Here is a 19,865-nt window from a genome sequence, read left to right on the forward strand (position 1 = left end):
CAATTTATTTTCCATATACAACTTGTTTGAATATTTAAGTAAATTATGATTTTTCCAATCAGTAGATAATAATTCGCTAAATACTCATAACAACCTTTCAGTTTTATAGCGATTTTTCAAATATTAAAAGTAATAATTTTCTTTAAGGATAAATGACCCTGATGATGAAAAATATTCATTTTTTGTATTGACAAAATAGGACTACAAGTGTAGTCTATAGATATGGATTACACTTGTAGGTGAAAGGAGTGAAGTTATTTGAAAAGTAAAGTTAAAATATCAGATGCTGAATGGAGTGTTATGCAAGCTCTGTGGAAAAATTATCCTGCCACTTTTTCTGAAATTGTAGAAGGGCTTAATGAGGAGTGTGAGTGGAGTCCAAAGACAGTTCACACACTTATATCTAGACTTGTTAAAAAAGGTGCTGTTAGTACAATAAAAGATATGAAACCTTACAAGTACTCACCATTAGTCACGGAAGATGAGATGATGAATTCAGAAACAGAATCATTTATAAATAAAATATACCACGGTTCTGTTAACTTGTTTGTTTCAAATTTCTTAAAAAAACAAAAGTTAAATAAAAACGAGATATTAGAATTAAAAAAAATACTAGATGAAAATATGAAGTAGAGGAATTGATAGGCATGCATATAATTTTGTCTTTATTTATTGAGACACTTAGGTTGTCTATTATGGCTGCGGTAGCGGCTCTTATTATATGGGTTATAAAATTAGTTTTAAAGAATAGAATGAGTCCAACATGGCATTATTATATTTGGCTTATTATTTTAATTAGATTGATATTGCCATACTCGTTAAGTAGTCCAGTAAGTATATATAATACTGTTAATATTGACAGAAGCGTTTCTAAAAATATTATAAATTCAAATAATACACAAATGATAAGTAATCAAACTACCAGCTACATAAAAGTTAATAGTAATAATGATTTTATTAAAGATAAAAAGCAAGATATATTAAAAATATTAAGTGTAGTATGGATTGTTGGGATAGTAATAGGTGTTGTATATTTGTTTTCTGTATATTTGATTTTCTATTCTAAGATTAGAAAAGAACCTGAGTATAGAGAAGTTGAAATTTGTGACCTCTTAGAAGAATGTAAGAAGGAAATGAAAATAAAACGTAATATACAGATAAAAAAATCCCAAAGTGTGAAAACGCCATGCATAACTGGTTTTATTAAGCCATGTATACTATTACCAGATTACATTGCTTATAAATTAACAAAAGAGGAAATAAAATATGTAATTATTCATGAACTTTCACATTTTAAGCATAAGGACATTATTATAAATTGGATAAGTATACTATTGAATCTTATCCATTGGTTTAATCCAATATTGTACTTTTCCTTTAAAAAGTTAAAGCAAGATTCTGAAATAGCTTGCGATGCTAAGGCATTAAGCTATATAAAAAATGGAGAACGTAAAGAATACGGTAAAACAATTATTAATTTGATAACAATTATTTCAACTTTTGATGTAAAACCTTGGGAAGTTGCAATGGTGAATAAATCAGAGATAAAAAGGAGAATAATTATGATTTCTAAATTTAAGAAGAGAAGAATAGTAGGAACAATAGTAGGAGTATTATTAGTGGGAGCTGTAGGTGTTAGTGTTTTAACCAATGAAAGAAGTTTAGGGATAGGCAGCAATAAAATAGCTGAAACAAAAGCAAATACAAAAGTTACAAATAAGGAAGCTATTTCAAAAAAAGATACTGATAAAAAAGATAGTAAGGTAGGGCTGGAAACTACTAATCCAGATGTAAAGCAAGCAAATGCAGGAGCTAGTACAAATGCAAACATAGCACAAAATAATACAAAGAGGCAAAATGAAACTGCATCAATACAAAATAATGCCAATAAAAAAGCATTACCAAATAGTTCAAGTAGTAAACCTACAACTGAGAATACTGCTAAAACTACTGATAATACTAAAACTGATGCCAATACTAAGAATAATCAAAGTGAATACACTCCTCAGCAAGCAGCAATTGCAGCTATAAATTACGGACAAGACTCAAAGAATAGAATATCTTCTGTTACAGAAAGTCAAGGTGGTGATGGCTATGCTAACTTTTCTAATGGAGATATAGGCGCTACTGTATTTACTAACACTGTAACAATGAACGGTAAAGATTGTTATACTATTCGTTTAGCTAGTAAATCAATGAGGGCCAGCGGTGGTACAGGAACTATAGGCATTTTACATGTTGCAAAGGATGGAACTGTATATAATAATTAAAATATAAATAAGAAGAAGATCTGCCATACTAAAAGTAGTGTGGCAGTTTTTTTGATGCAAAAAAATATTGGTAGTACATATTTAAATGCACATAATTTGTGCTAAAATTTATAAAAACACCAATAATATGGTATAATTCTATTATAAACTTATGTAGTAAGTCAATGATTTTAGGGGAGGAAGAAAAATGAGCATTTTTAATACAAAAAGGGGAAAAAGCGAACTTGAAGAGAAATCTGATTGTATTAGATGTAAAGACTTAATAAATGCAATAGAAAAGGTACTTCTAGGGGATTACAGCTGTGTAAAGGAAGAAGATATAGGCAATAAGCAGATTGCTGAACTATGGAACAAGTTACTGAATAATTTAGTTCGTGAAAATGCAAGTATGGTATTAGCTATGAATGAAATGCTTAGTACTATATCTAAAATGGATTCAGTAAAATTGATGGTTAATAGCATAGATAAAGAGACGGAAGCTTTAAATAGTATGGTAGAAAGCAGCGATAATTTAAATACTTCCTTTGAAGAAGTGGCAGCAATATCTGAAAAAGTTTCTCAGGCTGTTAATGAAACACATAAGGTTTCTAAAGTGGGAATAGAGGATATTACAAATTCAATAAATGCTGTAAAACGTTCATTTGAGGAAGTAAAAGGAATAGAAAAAGAAATGAATACAGTTAAAGATAAAACGAATGCTATTAATGAAGTTGTGAGCATAGTGGAATCAATAGCAGAACATACAAATCTACTTGCACTTAACGCTGCGATAGAGGCTGCAAGGGCTGGAGAACAAGGAAAAGGTTTTTCAGTAGTTGCATCAGAGGTTACAAAATTATCAGAGAATACTAAAGAAGCTGTTACGGAAATTAAGAAGTATATAGTTGAGCTTCAAAATAGTACTAATTCATCTGTAGAAAAAATAAGTCAAACCTCACTTCAGCTTGATAATGGTATAAGCTTAGTTGATAATGCACTTAAATCTATTAATAACACAGATTCAGCTATTACATCTGTAAACGAATCCATTAGCCAGGTATCTGCTAATGTTAAGGAAGAAACAGGAGATGTTCTTGGGTTTACAAAATCAATAGGAGAAGTTTTTGATGAAGCAAAGTTCTTATCTGAAAATTGTAAGCTTACGGGTAAAAAGGTATATGGATTGAGTAAGTCAATAGATAATATTAGGAAGGAAATAGCTAATAAAAAATGCAAATTAGAACCTAAGGAAAAATTCAATATTTATAAAACTGATCATGAGTTTTGGAGATGGCGTGTTTATAATGTGCTCTTAGGATATGAGGATAACAATTTAGAGAATCTTGGCAAATATAAATCCTGTAGATTAGGTAAATGGTACTATGGAGAGGAAAGTAAAGAGTATAAAAATAATGAATACTTTAAACGATTAGAAAAAGTTCATAGTGATTTTCATAAATATGGAGTTGATGTATTAGAGGATTACAGAAAAGGAAATATAAAATCTGCTGAAAATAAACTTATAAAAGTTGATGAATGTTTAGAGGAAATTGAAAATAATTTGGATAAGTTATCCTAGTTTAATAAAAAGAAGATAGTATAGAGTTTTGAATTAAGTCTCTATACTATTTTTTAATTTTAAATTATGCTTTTCTTCTCTTTTCAAAGACTAAAACTATACCTCCAAGGGTAATAAGAATTAATCCTAAAGTAGCCAGTGTAGTTGTGTCCATCATTGAACCTGTTTTTGGAAGTTTCCCTATAGTATTAGCAGTCATTTTTGAATTGTTGTTTGTGCCTGTACTAGCATTGGTAACATTCCCTATAGCAGTACCAGGTTGATTGATTTTTTCCATTATAGCAAAGGTACTTAAATGAGGGGTTGTAACTGTAACGCAAGATGAAGATGAGTCGTATAAAGCGTCAGATACAAACTCCCAACTATTTGTAAGGGTATTAAAATAGTAAAGTCCAAGATTTTTTGTGTTAACTCCATTTAAATCCTCTGAATTAAGCTTAATCTTAAAGGTTATTGGAGAATTAAGGACGTGAGTCTCATTTCCATCAATATATAGCTTTATATCAAAAGGGTTTCCAATCATTTTTAGTGTATTTCCTGTAGCTGCTCTAAGTACAGTATCTGAAATAGAAGGTGAAGTTTTAGCAATCTGAATACTGTTTTTAGAATCTTTAAAAATAGAAGAAGGAAGAGTAGCCTTAAAGCTTCCATTATCAAAATTAACTTCACTTGTATACGTTTTTGCAGCATCTACGGGAATAGAACAGTTTCCGTTAACAGAAGTATAAGAACCATTATTATTTATAGCTGCTTGTTTATCAGGAATATTAGGAGTTCCAGTAACGTCTGTAACATTTGAAAAATCTGATAGGTTGCAGCCTTCATTTGACTTTAACGTATCTAAAGCTCTCATAAAGTCCCCTTGAATTATGCTTCCATCAGCATTTCTGTCAAAACTCTTTGGAACAGTAATGCTTTTAAAGTTAGAAGCTAAAAGTTCTTCACCACTTTTATTTTTAGAAGTTATACCGTTATAAAAATAATTATCATCACTTAAATTTATATCAGGAACACTGTCAGAATCAGCTTTTGATGTTCTAAATGAAAGGTTATTTTTAGCTGAATACTGAGGTGCAGCACTGTTAAAGTGAAGAAAATTAAAGTTTAGCTTTCCGTTATTAAAGGAAGTACAATTTTCAAAGGTATTAGCAGGATCGAAGTTGCTTGTAATACCATCACTAAGGTTATTAAAAGATAGACAGTTTCTTAAAACATGCTTAACAGGTAAGCCTTCACCACCCATTTTAAAACCATTTCCATCACCTAAAGTTTTAGTACCGTTTGAAAGTACCCCGTTATTATAAGCAATAGAATTTTCTACAGTGACAGCACCTATTGCACCTGTTTCAAGTTTTGAGAATAAATCATAACCATCATCACAATTGTTGTGAGAAATACAGCCTCTAAAAACGTTTCCTACACCACAAGTGAGCTTTGCAGCAAAACCATCAGCATTATTTTGAGATGGATCTAAATTATCGTGTGAAGTACAATCAAGTACAAGATTATATGATGGCCATTTATCAATTTTATCACTTGAATTTCCGCTTATTTGAAGCCCAGTATCACCATTTTTATAGGTGTTTACTTTATATACAACATTATGGTTTCCTGAGATTCTAAAGCCAGTTGAAACGGCATTTGTAACATCAACACCACTTATATTCCAATAATTTCCATTAAGATTAAAACCACTGTAATTATTGAAATTAAGAACGGGCATCTCTCCTGCGTAAGCTGACATAAACTTTGGATTATTATACGTTCCGCTGTTGTTTTTGTCTATGGTAATAGGAGCTTTTAAATTATATGTTCCACCACGAAGAACTATTTTTTGACCACAGCTTAAGTATTTAATAGCTGAAAAAATATCTATAGGAGAAGCTAAAGTTCCATCTCCACTAGCTGTAGCGTCTGGAGATACATAAACTTCACTATTTTGCGTTCCGTATTTTTTTAGTGTTACAGTATATTTGTTTTCTATAGGATTTGAACTTGTTATATTTTGTGTTTTGTCAGGTGTGTACAATACGTCAAAGGTATTATCTCCTGAGGTTAAAGTTGTATTTTTAAAAAGAGAATTGTTATTATCAAGTGCACCATTAAAAATTTCTTCACCATTTTGCTTGATATCTACATTTCCCTTAACATTTGCTGAAAGATTAAGATTATAATTTGAATCACCTGTATTGGAAGAAGAAGTCATATTTATTGAAGGAGTTACAGGTGGAATAGGTTTTGTTGGCTCTGGTTTTGCTGGAGGATCAGTTGAAACATTGGAAGTTGTAAAATCTATATTGGAAACAGTTATAGAAGAAACACGGGCAACGAAAAATCCAACATAAATATGGTCTTTGTCCCTAACCTCAAGTTGTTTTGGCCTATAATAAATTTTCTCTGTACCATTATTTACATTTACCTGATAACCAGTGTTAGTTTTTTTCATTGTTAATTTATAAGTAACTGTACCATCATTACTAGGACGATCAGCAAACTTAGTTACATCCTCCATAGTAGCACCAGCACCTGTGCCATCAGTAACATTGTTTCTGAATACAGATTGAATACATCCACCGTAGCCTCCTACTAATACCATATTTGATGGAAAAGCATCTGGATTTTTATCTTGTCCTACAGCATCTCTAGCCATAATTCCAAAGCCTTCTTGATTATCAGGTTTTGGTTTGGCAAAAAAATTTACTTTTACATCTGCCGTTAAAACAAAGTTTTTAGAAGGATCAACGGAAGTGTAATAATAAGAAATTCCATCATGAGAACCAGTTATTTTTCCTCCAGCATGAGTGCCGTCGGCAGTTCCGGCGGTTAAGGTTACAGCTTTATTTGAATCATCTGTAACTATGCTATTGTAACCGGTATCAGTGGTTTGTCCAAAAGTAGCTTGCTTCCAATCAGTAGGATTATAATTAGAAGTAGAAGCAGCATGGGCTGTACTTATGTAATTAGGTAACAGCGTAGAAGTCATTGTTAACGTTAACATTAAAGTCAAACACTTACTCTTAATAAATTTTAGTTTCATAGTAAGTCCCCCCCTCTTATGTTATATTATACAATGTAAACCTTTTAAATTTCAATATAAACATTGTAGAGAATTGAATATTTATGTAATAAAAAGGCAACTAGCTTTGAAGCTAGTGCCCTTATCATAATGAAATTATTTTAGTTTAATTCTTATAACAGATACAGAATATTTATCAGCATCATAATCGAAGCTCTTGGATATATTATTTAGCTTTTTAGTTTTAATAGAAACATTTTCTGGATTATCAAAGGAATTTACATCCTTAGGTGTATTTCCAGACATATATTCTACAGTAGCAGTTGAAGATAACTTTTGACTTCCGTTTATATTGATTTTTACTTTTTTATCTTCATCAGCTACATTTACTACTTTGGCTATTAATTCATTTGTTTTTGAATCGTAGCTAGTAGAAGTATATACGTCTGTATCTCTACCTGGTTCTGTAAACTGGTTAGTTAAAGTACCATTTACGTAGCAGCTTACTTTATTTCCATCGACTACTATCTTTATTTTATAATCTTCTCCAGTATTTACAGTGCCATATTTTTGATCAGCTTCACTTATAGTTGTTTTGTTGCCATCAACTTCCTTTTCTACAACCGTTTTTGTATTTCCCCATCCGCCTATATTATACCAGTAGAAGTTTGAAGAATCTTGAGCACCAAATCCAACAAGGAAGCCTTCTTTTCCACCTAATTTTTTAGCGTCAACCTCTAAGGTGTAATTACTCCAAGTGTTGTTCTTTGTTAAAATTCTGCAATTATCAGCTATTTGATCAAGCTCTAACTTACCGTCTTTTACAGTCCAATTTCCATTAGCGCTATTCCAATTGCCAGTGTCAGTATCGAAGTTATCACTAAATATTTGTTTTCCTGTAGCATTATCAGTAACTTTTACATTATCGTATTGAACTTGGGTTGACCAGCCTCCAAGAAGTATACCGCCTTTGATGTCATTATTTCTTGGCACTTGTGGTTTAACAAGATCTTCCTTAAGCTTTTGAGTTCCTAAATTAGTACTAAATAATTTTTGAACATTATAGTTTGGCGTTACGTAGTTAGTACTGCCGTTAAACCAAATCATATCTGGAGACCATTGGTAATCATCTGCCTTAGCAAATAAAGGTGCATAGGATGCCATTTTTACTACATCTGAATTTCTCTCGAGACCAGTTAAATAAGCACCTTCAGATAAAGCTGATTTTAAAGTATTGCTTTGAGATGCGTACTCTCCAACAAATACTTTATTACCATTTCTATCATACTTGTCATATCTATTAGTATTAGCTAAGAACCAATCAGGAGACATATAGTAATGCTCATCAACTACAGTTTTAGGTGCTTTCTCCTTTATCCAATTCCAGTTATCATCAAAGGTTGAACCAGATGCACTTGGACCAGCTGTTGATATTAAGGTTATGCCTGGACATTTTTGACTTAACACTTTTTGGAAGGCTTCAAATCTCTCATGATATTGAGGACCCCATTGTTCATTACCTATAGCCATATATTTTAAATTGAATGGTTTTTTATGACCTGCTTCTATTCTTTTCTTGCCCCAATAAGTAGAGGCATCACCATTAGCATATTCAACTAAATCAACTGCATTTTGTATATAAGGATCAAGGTCAGGACCGACTGGAGCCATATAATTTGGTACTCCGTTAACACCTCTTGCTTGGCAAGTCATACCACAATTTAGAACAGGTACAGGAGCAGCACCTATATCTTCACATAATTGAAAGTATTCATAAAAACCTAAACCGTAAGATTGATTATAGCCCCATAGATTTGTGTTCTCCTTTCTTTCTTCTACGTTACCAATAGTATCTTTCCAATTGTACATTTCCTCTTTACTGTTACCTTCAACTACACAGCCACCTGGAAACCTTAAAAATCTAGGCTTTAAATCTTTAAGTCTCTCTACTAAATCTTTACGTAGGCCATATTTCCTATTTTTATAGGTATCTTGAGGGAAAAGTGAAATCATGTCTAGGTCTACTTTTCCTGCATTAGTTATAGATACAGCAAGTTTTGCGTTAGAAGTATCCTTTGTAGCTTTTAGGTGACCATCATATTTCTTCCAACTATTATTTATTTTATTTATGGTTTTTGCTTCAGAAATAGCATTTCCATTTTCATCTTCAAGTTGAATTGTTATTTTACTTCCCTTATCAACATTACGAGCCCAGAAATAGAAATCGTAATCAGCTCCGTTTTTTACAGTTATACCTTTATAACCGCTGTTAACAAGTTTTAAACTACTGTTATTATCAGGACAGCTCACTTCAAGATAGTGAGTATTATTGCTGTTTAGTGGGTTAGCAGTACATACTTCAGCAGTAGAGGAAGTTGATCCTGTTTTTACTATGTTCCAAGAAGATAAAGCGTCTTTAAATTCAAAGGATTGATTTTGTAATAGCTCAGAATACAATCCACCATCTGCACCATGATTTATATCTTCAAAAAATAGTCCTGTTAGCATATCACTTTCATTAAATAATTTATCATCAGTATTTATATTTAAAGTATAACCGTCATTAGTAGTAGGGGCTGCCTTTGCACTAAGACCTGTGTAGCCTAGTACAGCACCAGTTGTAAGAATAGTTGACATAAGAATTGTAAGATATCTCTTTTTCATAATAATCCTCCTTTAATGTAATAGGACTCATTAAATTATAAGTACCTATACAATATAAAAATAAAATTTAACAGTATTAATTTTCAAGCAATACTTTAAGTGTATAGTAAAAAACGACAATGCTAGGAGACTCGTTTTTTATATGCACAGTAAAGGTTTTCATTAGATGGAATTTAATTAGTTAAATCTAACTTTTACAATGAGGTCACTTTTATTATACACCCACAAAATGTAAAATCAAGTATTTAATATAAAAATATACGTATTAAACCATTAAAACTTTAAAATTAATACGTATAAATATGTAATGCATAATATAATTTTTTTGTAAGAGGAAAGTTTTAATTATTAAAGGTTATGTTTTAAATATGAAATATAAAATTTGAAATGAAAATAGAACATTGACATATTATTAAGAAAAGAATATACTTGTAATTATAAAAATAAATAACCAATTATACTATAACATACTTAAAAAGAAAAGTCAATACTTTTTTCAAGGAGGCTTTAAATATGAAAAATTTTATAGAGGTATTTCAAAAAAATTTGCTAGAAAATCAAACTTTTAATGAAATAGTTAATTGTAATGAATTTACAATAAAGTACGGTTTAAAACTTTATGAAAAAGATGTAAGAGAGATTATAAAAACAAGAAGTGATGCTCTTATCAAAAATGGGAGGATAGAATTTGGAAATGAAATTATAAGTAAAATTATTACTACATTTTGTGATTCTCCTTATATATCACAACAAAATTATAGTGAGACAATAAATGAACTTATAGAAATTTTTTATAATTTTAAGAATGAGACTTTAGATTATATAAGTGATGATGAGGCAATAGAAATTATGAAAGAAAAGTTTGATAATCATTGCAGAGGGTCATTAGAATTGTTAGAAGGGACAGTTTTATATAAGATTGCCAACAATATAAGAAGTGGATTTAAGGATTATGCAAATTTAGATGATGAAAAGGAATGATGTTTATGGAGAGTAATAATACAATTGAAGAATATAATTTTGACATAAGAAAGTATTTTAATAAAGAAAATTTCTTCGAGTATATTTTAACTTATGCCTATAAAAAAAAGCTGTTAAATAAAGAGGATTTTGAGAAAATTTATTATGAAAGAATGGAAATTTCAAAAAATAAGTTAACCTATTACACTAGGAATGAAAGTAGTTCAGTTAGGATAGAAACTTTAAAAAGTATTTTAAAATCCATTGACTACACTATAGGCATTTATTTAAAGACCTTTAATAGTATTAAGCTTATTTTAAATGAATTAAGAGAGTTAAGTTTAAAGGAAATGCTATTAAGGGGAGAAGCGGTAATAGAGAAAAAAATATCAGATAGCAAAATCCTTTTTCATAATATAGGTAAACTTAATATTGAAAATTACACATATGACGATACCATTGACCATGGAATTTCAGAGTTTTTTTATGAATACGAGTATAAATTTACAGCGCATGAAGCCCCAGGTTGTATAGATTATCAACTTTATTTTGATGATATGAACTATACTGGCATTGAATATATGTACAACTATCTAATAAATTTAAGCTTAGAAAATGAGTTCTGCAATAGATTCAAAATTGATGAAGTAAATGAGGTTTTAAAAGGGTATCATGAAGAAAATAAAGCATTGCTCATAAATGTATTTGAACTAGTTTTAAGAAATTCACTTGGAGTGATTATTTGTGGAAGGGATTTAGGGAGTCTTAATATTAGTGAATTAGATAGGGAATATATAAAAAGCAAATTGAAAAAATTATCTCTAGAAGAATTACAGAATGAACTAGTAAAGACAGCAGAAGCATGTTGTATTAACTTAAATATTAAGAATAAAGATCTACTTTGTTATGTGAGAAAAGCTGCTTTTAAATTCAGTTCACTTTTAAGTATAAATATTAAATTAAATAGATTAGAAACTGTATTTGTGTCATTCAATAGCAATAATTATGATCAAATAATTTATTATACTGATGGTATAAAAATGAGTAATTCAGAATTTAGAGAACTAAATAAAAAAATATTAGGATGCACGCTTGTTAATGAAAAGATAGATTTAATAAAAAGTGGTATTAAAAGTTTGGAAGACTTAACTGATATGCTTGGAGGAGATTGTCTATTTAAAGCTGAATATATAGAATACTTTAAGAGCTTATCACAGCTTGAAATTATTATTTTACTTGCGTATATAAAAGAAGCAGCAGCTAAAAAAGACTATGAAAAGGAATGGTATATTGAGTTTAATATATATATATCAAGTTTAAGTAAAAAAGAGCAAAAGAGGCTAGAAGAACTAGAGAAGAAAATAAGATTTAATTAGAACTCTCAAATAGAATAGCTTGGAATTTATTAGCTAATCTAAAGTCAGCATCATTTTCACCAAATTTTAGCCATAATTCAAAAGAGGTTAATACATATGAGGCATAGTGAGCGCATATGTAATCGTTAGATACATTGAATTTACTTATGAAATTTTCACGTTTTAGATAGGAAGAACATTCTTGTATAAGTATGGCTTTAAAATCATTGTATATATCAATGGATTCAGTATGAATGCTAAATAAAGCTTGTATAATATTTTTATTTTCTGAAAAGTATTTAATAATATCTGTGCCCATACTAATGAAGCTATCAGGAGGATTTAAATTGAATCTATGCTTAAGATAAGGTTTAAATTCAGATATGATTTCTTCTGCTATTTTACTAAGTAAATCGTATTTATCGTAATAGTGATCATAAAAGGTTGAGCGGCTAACTAAGGCTTCATCACAAATATTTTGAACTGTAATATCCTTAAAAGTTTTATTCAGCAGTAGGTTACATAAGGCAGTTTTTATGTTTTTTTGCGTCTTTAATACTCTAAGATCCATTTTTGCCACGAAAAATTCCCCCTAAGATAAGATTGTTAATAATTATACTATAAAAGAATAGTTAGCAGCAGTCAATATATATTAAAAAGCAGGTTATCGTACATTCTTAATATAATATGTATGATAACCTACAAAACCATATAAATTATCTATTTTAATGATAATGATAATCATTTATACTTAACGCATAAGATTTAAGAAATAAGGAGTGATTTATGATGTTTAAAAAATATTTAGATAATGAACAATTTAATTTTCAACTTAATCGTTTTTTAGGAAAGTTTATGGAGGATTCTGAGGTTAAAAATGATATTGAGAAAGCTTTGCCAAATATAAAAGATATGGATTCTTGGTATATAGCTTGGAGAAAGCTTGCAGAGAAAAGTGAGATAAAAGGAAAATTTGAATTAGCAGCAGCTTATTATGCAGCAGGAAATTTTTACCTAAGGGAAAGTGATCCTAATAAAGCTCATATGTATACAAAGTATAGAGAAAATTATTATAAGAGTTATAAGGGATTACCATTAGAGCATTTCAATGTGCCTTATGAAGATTCATTTTTCCAAGCGGTTCGAGTTAAATTTCAAGGTTCAACTAAAACTTTAATATTTCATGGAGGTTATGATTCATGTTTAGAAGAAATGCTGCCATTTTTGAGTGTATTTGAGAATTTAGGATACGATATCATTGCATTTGAAGGGCCGGGACAAGGAATGGCATTGAAGAATGGATTAAAGTTCATTCATAATTGGGAGAAACCAGTATCAGCTCTTTTAGATTATTTTAATTTAGACGAAGTTACTATATTAGGATGCTCATGGGGTGGATATTTTTGTCTTAGAGCAGCAGCATTTGAAAAGAGAATTAAGGCGGCTATTGCATATGATATATTTTACTGTGGCATGGATGTTATAGGTATGAAGAATAAGGAAATGAGATATGAGTTAGAAAAGCTACTTAATAATAATGAAAAAGATAAGGTTAATGAGCTTATGTATTCAAAAATGAAAGTAGATATTGATTTTGATTGGAAAATTTCAAAGGGAATGGATAACACTATGACTGATACACCATACGATTTCCTTAAAGCTATTCAGCTTCACACTATGGATGGTATAGAGAAACTAATAGATCAAGATGTACTTCTTCTTGCAGGAGAGGAAGATCAATATGTGCCAATTGAGGTTATGAAGCTTTTGGAAGATAGACTTGTAAATGCAAATATAACAAAGAAGATTTTTACTAAGGAAACGGGTGGAGAGCAGCATTGTCAAGCAGGAAGAATGGATTTAGCCTTTGATGAAATTAAGAAGTTTCTTGTAAGAAAGTAGAAAAGTAGCCTAAAGGTACACCTATTTTTGCCCCAAGGTACAATTGTTCAAGCATTTAATTCCTTATAAAATAAATACATAGGCTTTATAAATTTTTAAGGGCTTTGTATTTTAAAGGGAGGATTAATAATGGCAAAATTATTGTACAATTTAGGAAGTTGGGTTTATAAAAGGCCTAAAAGAGTTATTTTATTTTGGCTAGCAATCATAGCGGTTTCAATAGGATTAATCGTAAGCAATGGTATTAATTTTAAAGGAGATATGACAATTCCAGGTACGAAATCTGAAAAAGCAGGTCAAGTACTACAAAACGCCACAGGACAAACTAAAGAGTATGGGACTATAAGACTTATTTTTAAAGTTGGAGATGGAAAAACTATTAAAGATCCATCAGTGATGAAGGCTATAAATAAAACTATAGATAAAATACAAAAAAATGATAAGTCAGTAAAATCAATAGTAAGTCCATATATGGGAAGAACTATAAGCAAAAGTGGAAAAATTGCTTATGCAGATATAACATATAAGACTGAAGCAGATAAGGTTAGTAAGGAGTCTATAGATAATGTAAAGACTTGTATAGAAGCATCTAGGAATGCAGGAGTTCAAACTGAGCTTGGAGGAAGTGTTACTCTATCAAAAACTGAAGTTGGTGGAACTTCTGAACTAATAAGTATTATAGCAGCGTTTATTGTTCTCGCATTTACACTTGGATCACTTCGTGCAGCGGGATTACCAATAATAACAGCTATTATTGGATTAGTAGTTGGCTTAATGGGAATTATGGTTTCAACTGCATTTGTAGATATGTCAGCATTATCATTATCGCTAGCATCCATGGTAGGCTTGGCTGTGGGAATTGATTATGCGTTGTTTATTATTTCTAGATACAGGCAAAACGTTTCGGAAGGTTATGATCTTAAGGAGGCTGCGGCCTTATCAGTTGGTACAGCAGGTAGTGCAGTTTTATTTGCAGGAGTAACAGTTATAATTGCTCTGTGTGGACTAGCACTTGTTGGAGTACCATTCTTAGGAGTTATGGGAGAAGTTGCAGCAGCAATGGTATTTGTTGTAGTAATGGTTTCGCTTACAGCAGTTCCAGCTTGTTTAAGTCTTGCTGGACATCATATAAGTCCAAAGAAAAAGAAACAACAAAATGTAGTATCGGCTTCTAAAGAAAAAAATAAACAATCTAATCTTTGGGGAAGAATAGTAACTAAGTACCCAATTATTACAATAGCTCTTGTTTTAGCATTAACAGCTTCAATTGGATATTCAGCAATGGATTTAGAACTTGGACTTCCTGACAATGGAATGATGCAAAAGGAAAGTACAGAAAGAAAAGGCTATGATATTATGTCTGAAGGCTTTGGAGAAGGCGTTAATGGAAGTCTAGTAGTTGTTATGGATGCATCCAAGGCAGGAAATAATTCGTTTAAAGCTATGCAGGAGACAGCAGGTAAAATTAAAGGCTTGACAGATATAGCAAGTATTACACCAGCAAGACCAACCAAAGATAAGAATATAGGCATGGTAATGGTAACTCCAAAAACTGGACCTAATGATAAGGAAACCAAGGATTTAGTTCAGGCAATTCGTGATAAGAGTGCAGATACTGAGAAAAATAATAAGGTTGAGCTAATGGTAACAGGTAGAACAGCAGTTAATATAGATACCGCTGATAAATTAGGTCAAGCTATTCCTAAGTTTGCTATAGTGGTTCTTGGACTTGCACTAGTACTAATGATTTTAGTGTTTAGATCAATACTAGTACCAATTAAAGCAGTTGTGGGATTTGCAATGACTTTAGTTGCAACCTTAGGTTTTGACGTTTTAACTATGCAAAAAGGAAATTTCGCAGATTTACTCGGAATACCTAAAGCAGGACCTATACTATGCTTTATACCTATAATAGTTATAGGAATATTGTTTGGATTGGCTATGGATTATGAGGTGTTTTTAGTAAGTCGTATAAGAGAACAATATTCTAAAACAGGTAATGCAAAAGATGCTATTCTTTCAGGAATGAAAAGTAGTGGACTTGTAGTAGCAGCGGCAGGCTTAATAATGACAATTGTATTTGCAAGTTTTGCTTCTCAGACTGATGTTAATATTAAATCGATGGGAATTCCAATGGCTTTTGGTGTTTTATTTGATGCATTTGTAGTTAGAATGACATTTGTGCCAGCAATAATGTCATTGCTTGGAAAAAGTGCATGGTATATGCCAAAATGGCTAAATAGGATTTTACCTAAGTTTGATATTGAAGGAGAAGCACTAAATAAAGAGAGAGATATTGCATAAGTAGTATTAATAAAGGATAAAAAGCTATAGTCCTCTAAAAATTCAGGGGATTATAGCTATTTTAAGTGTATTTTGACATAAGTATTTTTGTATGCAATAATTTTGAGAAAGGGGATATGGAATTGAAGAATAAATTAAAATCAATGTTTGAATTAAATGAAGCTAAACTAAATAAAGCACCTGTAGCATTTGGTATAATTGTAGTTTATATAGCTACGGTTTTTTTGAAGGATTTTCATAAAGTCTCTTTTCGTTCGATTTTTGGGTTTACTGTAGCAGTAGCAATTCTTTTGATAATGTACTTAATTTCTGATAATATATTCACAAGAAGACGTTGGATTTATTTTGCAATACAAGGCGTAATTGTTATGAATTGTGCTGTTATAATACCAGAAGGTTATCAAGCTATGTTTATTGGAATAATTCCTATACTAATTTTTCAAGGCATAGCATTTTATCAAGATACTATAAAGGTTATAATTACTGCGTTATTTTTTTATGGTATATTTTGTGGAATTATTCTAATGTTCAGTGGATTAAATTCATTAATTGAATATGTGCCTATACTTTTTATGATAACTATTGTTGTACGTGTGTATTCGTTTATATTTTTAAAACAAGTAAAATTAAGAATTCAAACACAAAAAGTTTTAAAGGAGTTAGAACTGGCTTATGCTAAGGTAGAGGAATTAACCTTAACTAATGAGAGACAAAGAATGGCTAGAGATTTACATGACACACTTTCGCAAGGTATTGCAGGAATAATAATGCAGCTTGAGGCGGTAAATGCTAACTTAAATAAAGATAACACTAAAAGAGCTCAAGAAATTGTATTAAAAGCTATGGAACATGCTAGAAGAACACTGGCAGATTCAAGACTTGTTATAGAGGATTTAAGATCAGAGAAAGATTTAAATGGTGATTTTATTGATTTAGTGGAGGGTGAAGTGAGTAAATTCAGAAACCTTTCAAGTAGTGAAGTTAAAATTGATATAAAAATAAAATCTCAAATTGCAACAAAAATACTTGAACATATTTTATATATAATCAGAGAATGTTTGAATAATATTGCAAAGCATGCAAAAGCTGAAAATGTAAAGCTTAAGATAATAGAAGAGAATAACGAAATAAAGGTAGAAGTAATAGATGACGGTATAGGTTTTGAGGTAGAAAGCTTGAATAAAGTATATGGACATTATGGAATACTTGGAATAACCGAACGGGTTCACAGTATTAAGGGTGAAATTGAAATAAAAAGTAAGAGGAGATTGGGTACGCATGTAAGTATTGTAGTACCAATTGAGGAAGGGATATTAAAAGAAAATGAGTAAAAGAAGAATACTAGTGGTAGATGATCACTTTGTAGTTAGAGAGGGATTAAAGCTTATTTTTGAATTAGAGGATGAGTACGAGGTTGTTGGTGAAGCTGAAAATGGTGAAAGGGCTCTAGTGATGATAGATGAACTTAAGCCAGATTTAGTTTTAATGGACTTAAGTATGCCTAAGATGAGTGGACTTGATGTAATAAAAGCTTTAAATGAAAAAGAAAATTCGGTTCCAATAATTATTTTAACTACATACAATGAGGATAATTTAATAAAAGAAGGTCTTTCACTAGGAGCAAAAGGGTATCTTCTTAAGGATACCACTAGAGAGGAACTTATAAGAACAGTTGAATCAGCTGTTAGAGGAGAAGTACTGCTTCAACCAGAAGTAAGCAAAGCGTTATTTAATATTAAGAAGAAAGAAAGCACAATAAACACTTCCTTTAATGCATCAATTACAGAGAGAGAGCTTTTTATTCTCCAGGCAATAGCAAGAGGGTGTAAGAGTAAAGAAATAGCTTTTGATATGGGAATATCAGAGAGAACAGTTAAAGCACATCTTACTAATATATACAACAAGCTTGAAGTTTCCTCCAGATCAGAAGCTGTTGCCAAAGCTATAGAAAAGGGAATAATTCATGTTAAAAAATAATGTCTAGGTACATCATTGAAAATATATTTCTATGATGTACTTTTTTATTTTTTGATTAGTAACCGATGTTACAGAAAACTTGAAAGGAATATAGTAAACTTTAAAACGTTGAAGAAAGAAAGTAATAAATTTAATATAAAGAAAAAATAGGAGGACATACAATGTCAATGTTTTGTTATCAATGTCAGGAAACAGCAGGTTGCAAGGGATGTACTGTAAGGGGCGTTTGTGGTAAAGATGAGAATGTGGCAAAGGCTCAAGATTTATTAATATATGTAACTAAAGGTTTAGCAGTTGTAAGTAATGAAGGAACAAAAGTAGGGGTTAAGGACAGTAAAATAAATAAGTTTATAGTAGAGAACTTATTTACAACTATAACTAATGCAAACTTCGATAAAGATTCTATTTTAGATAGAGTAAAGGAAACATTAAAGTTAAGAGAAGAATTAAAAGATAAGGTTGTTAAAGCAGGAGGAAAAGTACCAGAGGTTAATAATGGTTTCTTTAAAAAGCTATTTGGAAAAGCTAAGGCAGAAACTCCAGAAGCAGAGGCAGCAACTTGGACAGCAGATAGTATAGTGGATTTTTATGAAAAGGCTGAGAAGGTTGGCGTACTTTCAACAGAAAATGAAGATATAAGAAGCCTTAGAGAATTAATTACTTATGGATTAAAAGGTTTGTCTGCATATATGAAGCATGCTATGAATTTAAAATATGATGAAGAAGAAGTTCATGAATTTATGGCAAAGGCATTAGCAGCAACTTTAGATGATAGCTTAGGGGCAGATGAGTTAGTTAAACTTGCATTAGAAACTGGTAAGTTTGGTGTTAATGGAATGGCGCTTCTTGATAAAGCAAACACCGAAACTTATGGAAATCCTGAAATAACAACAGTTGATATTGGGGTTAGAAAGAATCCAGCAATATTAATTTCAGGACATGACTTAAGAGATTTAGAAATGCTACTTGAGCAAACAGAAGGTACGGGAGTAGACGTATATACTCACGGAGAAATGCTTGCAGGACAGTATTATCCAAAGTTTAAAAAGTACAAGCATTTTGCAGGAAACTATGGTAACGCATGGTGGAAACAAAAAGAAGAATTTGAAAAGTTTAATGGACCGATTGTTATGACTACTAACTGTATAGTTATACCAAAGTCCTCATACAAGGATAGATTATTTACAACAGGAGCTACAGGAATGCCAGGATGCGCACACATAGAAGCTAAAGCTGATGGTACAAAAGATTTTTCTCAGGTTATAAAATTAGCTAAAAAGTGTAAAGCTCCTACAGAAATAGAAAAAGGACAAATAGTTGGTGGATTTGCACATAATCAAGTTATAGCACTTGCGGATAAAGTTGTTGATGCTGTTAAAACAGGAGCAATAAAAAGATTTTTCGTAATGGCAGGCTGTGATGGAAGAGCTAAATCAAGAGATTATTACACAGAGTTTGCAAAGAAATTACCTAAGGATACGGTTATATTAACAGCAGGTTGTGCTAAATATAAATATAACAAGCTTAATCTGGGTGATATTGGTGGAATACCAAGAGTTTTAGATGCAGGACAATGTAATGATTCTTATTCATTAGTTGTTATAGCACTTAAATTACAAGAAGTATTTGGATTAAAGAGTGTAAATGAATTACCTATATCTTATAATATAGCTTGGTATGAGCAAAAAGCAGTAATAGTATTGTTATCATTATTACATTTAGGTGTTAAGAACATTCACTTAGGACCAACACTTCCTGCATTCCTTTCACCAAATGTAGCAAAGGTATTAGTAGATAACTTTGGAATTGGCGGAATTACTAATGTAGAAGATGATATGAAGATGTTTATGCAAGGTTAA

At 30.9% G+C, this 19,865-nt stretch carries 13 protein-coding genes; 10 read left to right on the forward strand and 3 right to left on the reverse strand.

Annotated elements, in window-relative coordinates:
* Positions 1–258 precede the first annotated feature (258 nt).
* From CLFE_RS02240 to CLFE_RS02250, 3 genes are all read left to right on the forward strand, one after another.
* Positions 259–633: a BlaI/MecI/CopY family transcriptional regulator gene (locus tag CLFE_RS02240; protein ID WP_077894872.1), complete on the forward strand. Its 375-nt coding sequence runs from the start codon at positions 259–261 to the stop codon at positions 631–633.
* Positions 634–695: 62 nt separating this feature from the next.
* Positions 696–2,270: a M56 family metallopeptidase gene (locus CLFE_RS02245; protein WP_242951700.1), complete on the forward strand. Its 1,575-nt coding sequence runs from the start codon at positions 696–698 to the stop codon at positions 2,268–2,270.
* A gap of 187 nt (positions 2,271–2,457) precedes the next feature.
* Positions 2,458–3,828 (forward strand): methyl-accepting chemotaxis protein, encoded by a 1,371-nt coding sequence (locus CLFE_RS02250; protein ID WP_077894870.1) that lies wholly within the window; start codon positions 2,458–2,460, stop codon positions 3,826–3,828.
* 64 nt (positions 3,829–3,892) lie between these two features.
* Here the strand turns inward: CLFE_RS02250 and CLFE_RS02255 are convergent, their stop codons facing one another.
* Together CLFE_RS02255 and CLFE_RS02260 are read right to left on the reverse strand one after the other, a co-directional pair.
* Positions 3,893–6,865, reverse strand: a complete 2,973-nt coding sequence (locus CLFE_RS02255; RefSeq protein ID WP_077894869.1) for an LPXTG cell wall anchor domain-containing protein — start codon at positions 6,863–6,865, stop codon at positions 3,893–3,895.
* A 135-nt stretch (positions 6,866–7,000) separates the two neighbouring features.
* Positions 7,001–9,508 (reverse strand): alpha-L-arabinofuranosidase C-terminal domain-containing protein, encoded by a 2,508-nt coding sequence (locus CLFE_RS02260; protein ID WP_077894868.1) that lies wholly within the window; start codon positions 9,506–9,508, stop codon positions 7,001–7,003.
* 513 nt (positions 9,509–10,021) lie between these two features.
* Here CLFE_RS02260 and CLFE_RS02265 point away from each other — a divergent pair.
* Both CLFE_RS02265 and CLFE_RS02270 read left to right on the forward strand, forming a co-directional pair.
* Complete coding sequence (locus tag CLFE_RS02265; RefSeq protein WP_077832900.1) at positions 10,022–10,489, forward strand: DUF6323 family protein; 468 nt, start codon at positions 10,022–10,024, stop codon at positions 10,487–10,489.
* A complete protein-coding gene (locus tag CLFE_RS02270) occupies positions 10,486–11,844 on the forward strand; it encodes a DUF6179 domain-containing protein (protein ID WP_077894867.1) in 1,359 nt (452 codons plus the stop codon). Before CLFE_RS02265 ends, CLFE_RS02270 begins: the two co-directional genes overlap by 4 nt.
* Here CLFE_RS02270 and CLFE_RS02275 read toward each other — a convergent pair.
* Positions 11,837–12,394, reverse strand: a complete 558-nt coding sequence (locus CLFE_RS02275; RefSeq protein WP_077894894.1) for a TetR/AcrR family transcriptional regulator — start codon at positions 12,392–12,394, stop codon at positions 11,837–11,839. The two genes, CLFE_RS02270 and CLFE_RS02275, sit on opposite strands and share 8 nt — an antisense overlap.
* Before the next feature lie 215 nt (positions 12,395–12,609).
* On the opposite strand from CLFE_RS02275, the gene CLFE_RS02280 reads away from it, so the two are divergent.
* The 5 genes from CLFE_RS02280 to hcp all read left to right on the forward strand — a co-directional run bounded on the left by CLFE_RS02280 (position 12,610) and on the right by hcp (position 19,865).
* Positions 12,610–13,725: an alpha/beta fold hydrolase gene (locus CLFE_RS02280; RefSeq protein ID WP_077894866.1), complete on the forward strand. Its 1,116-nt coding sequence runs from the start codon at positions 12,610–12,612 to the stop codon at positions 13,723–13,725.
* Positions 13,726–13,854: 129 nt separating this feature from the next.
* On the forward strand, positions 13,855–16,029 hold the full coding sequence (locus tag CLFE_RS02285) for an MMPL family transporter (RefSeq protein ID WP_077894865.1): 2,175 nt from the start codon (positions 13,855–13,857) through the stop codon (positions 16,027–16,029).
* Between the two features lie 116 nt (positions 16,030–16,145).
* Positions 16,146–17,360 carry a sensor histidine kinase gene (locus CLFE_RS02290; RefSeq protein ID WP_432706056.1) on the forward strand — a complete coding sequence of 405 codons (1,215 nt, stop codon included), beginning with the start codon at positions 16,146–16,148 and terminating at the stop codon, positions 17,358–17,360.
* Positions 17,353–18,006 carry a response regulator gene (locus CLFE_RS02295; protein WP_077894864.1) on the forward strand — a complete coding sequence of 218 codons (654 nt, stop codon included), beginning with the start codon at positions 17,353–17,355 and terminating at the stop codon, positions 18,004–18,006. Before CLFE_RS02290 ends, CLFE_RS02295 begins: the two co-directional genes overlap by 8 nt.
* Before the next feature lie 161 nt (positions 18,007–18,167).
* Complete coding sequence (gene hcp / locus CLFE_RS02300) at positions 18,168–19,865, forward strand: hydroxylamine reductase (RefSeq protein WP_077894863.1); 1,698 nt, start codon at positions 18,168–18,170, stop codon at positions 19,863–19,865.

Origin of the sequence: Clostridium felsineum DSM 794 (assembly GCF_002006355.2) — a bacterium.
Classification (GTDB): Bacteria; Bacillota; Clostridia; order Clostridiales; family Clostridiaceae; genus Clostridium_S; species Clostridium_S felsineum.

What these genes read in the sequence shown, in the direction of transcription:
- hcp (WP_077894863.1), top strand. Translation starts at nt 18,168, where the DNA reads ATGTCAATGTTTTGTTATCAATGTCAGGAAACAGCAGGTTGCAAGGGA.
- CLFE_RS02255 (WP_077894869.1), bottom strand. Translation starts at nt 6,865, where the DNA reads ATGAAACTAAAATTTATTAAGAGTAAGTGTTTGACTTTAATGTTAACG.
- CLFE_RS02295 (WP_077894864.1), top strand. Translation starts at nt 17,353, where the DNA reads ATGAGTAAAAGAAGAATACTAGTGGTAGATGATCACTTTGTAGTTAGA.
- CLFE_RS02250 (WP_077894870.1), top strand. Translation starts at nt 2,458, where the DNA reads ATGAGCATTTTTAATACAAAAAGGGGAAAAAGCGAACTTGAAGAGAAA.
- CLFE_RS02290 (WP_432706056.1), top strand. Translation starts at nt 16,146, where the DNA reads ATGGAATTGAAGAATAAATTAAAATCAATGTTTGAATTAAATGAAGCT.
- CLFE_RS02285 (WP_077894865.1), top strand. Translation starts at nt 13,855, where the DNA reads ATGGCAAAATTATTGTACAATTTAGGAAGTTGGGTTTATAAAAGGCCT.
- CLFE_RS02275 (WP_077894894.1), bottom strand. Translation starts at nt 12,394, where the DNA reads ATGGATCTTAGAGTATTAAAGACGCAAAAAAACATAAAAACTGCCTTA.
- CLFE_RS02265 (WP_077832900.1), top strand. Translation starts at nt 10,022, where the DNA reads ATGAAAAATTTTATAGAGGTATTTCAAAAAAATTTGCTAGAAAATCAA.
- CLFE_RS02245 (WP_242951700.1), top strand. Translation starts at nt 696, where the DNA reads ATGGCTGCGGTAGCGGCTCTTATTATATGGGTTATAAAATTAGTTTTA.
- CLFE_RS02280 (WP_077894866.1), top strand. Translation starts at nt 12,610, where the DNA reads ATGATGTTTAAAAAATATTTAGATAATGAACAATTTAATTTTCAACTT.
- CLFE_RS02270 (WP_077894867.1), top strand. Translation starts at nt 10,486, where the DNA reads ATGATGTTTATGGAGAGTAATAATACAATTGAAGAATATAATTTTGAC.
- CLFE_RS02260 (WP_077894868.1), bottom strand. Translation starts at nt 9,508, where the DNA reads ATGAAAAAGAGATATCTTACAATTCTTATGTCAACTATTCTTACAACT.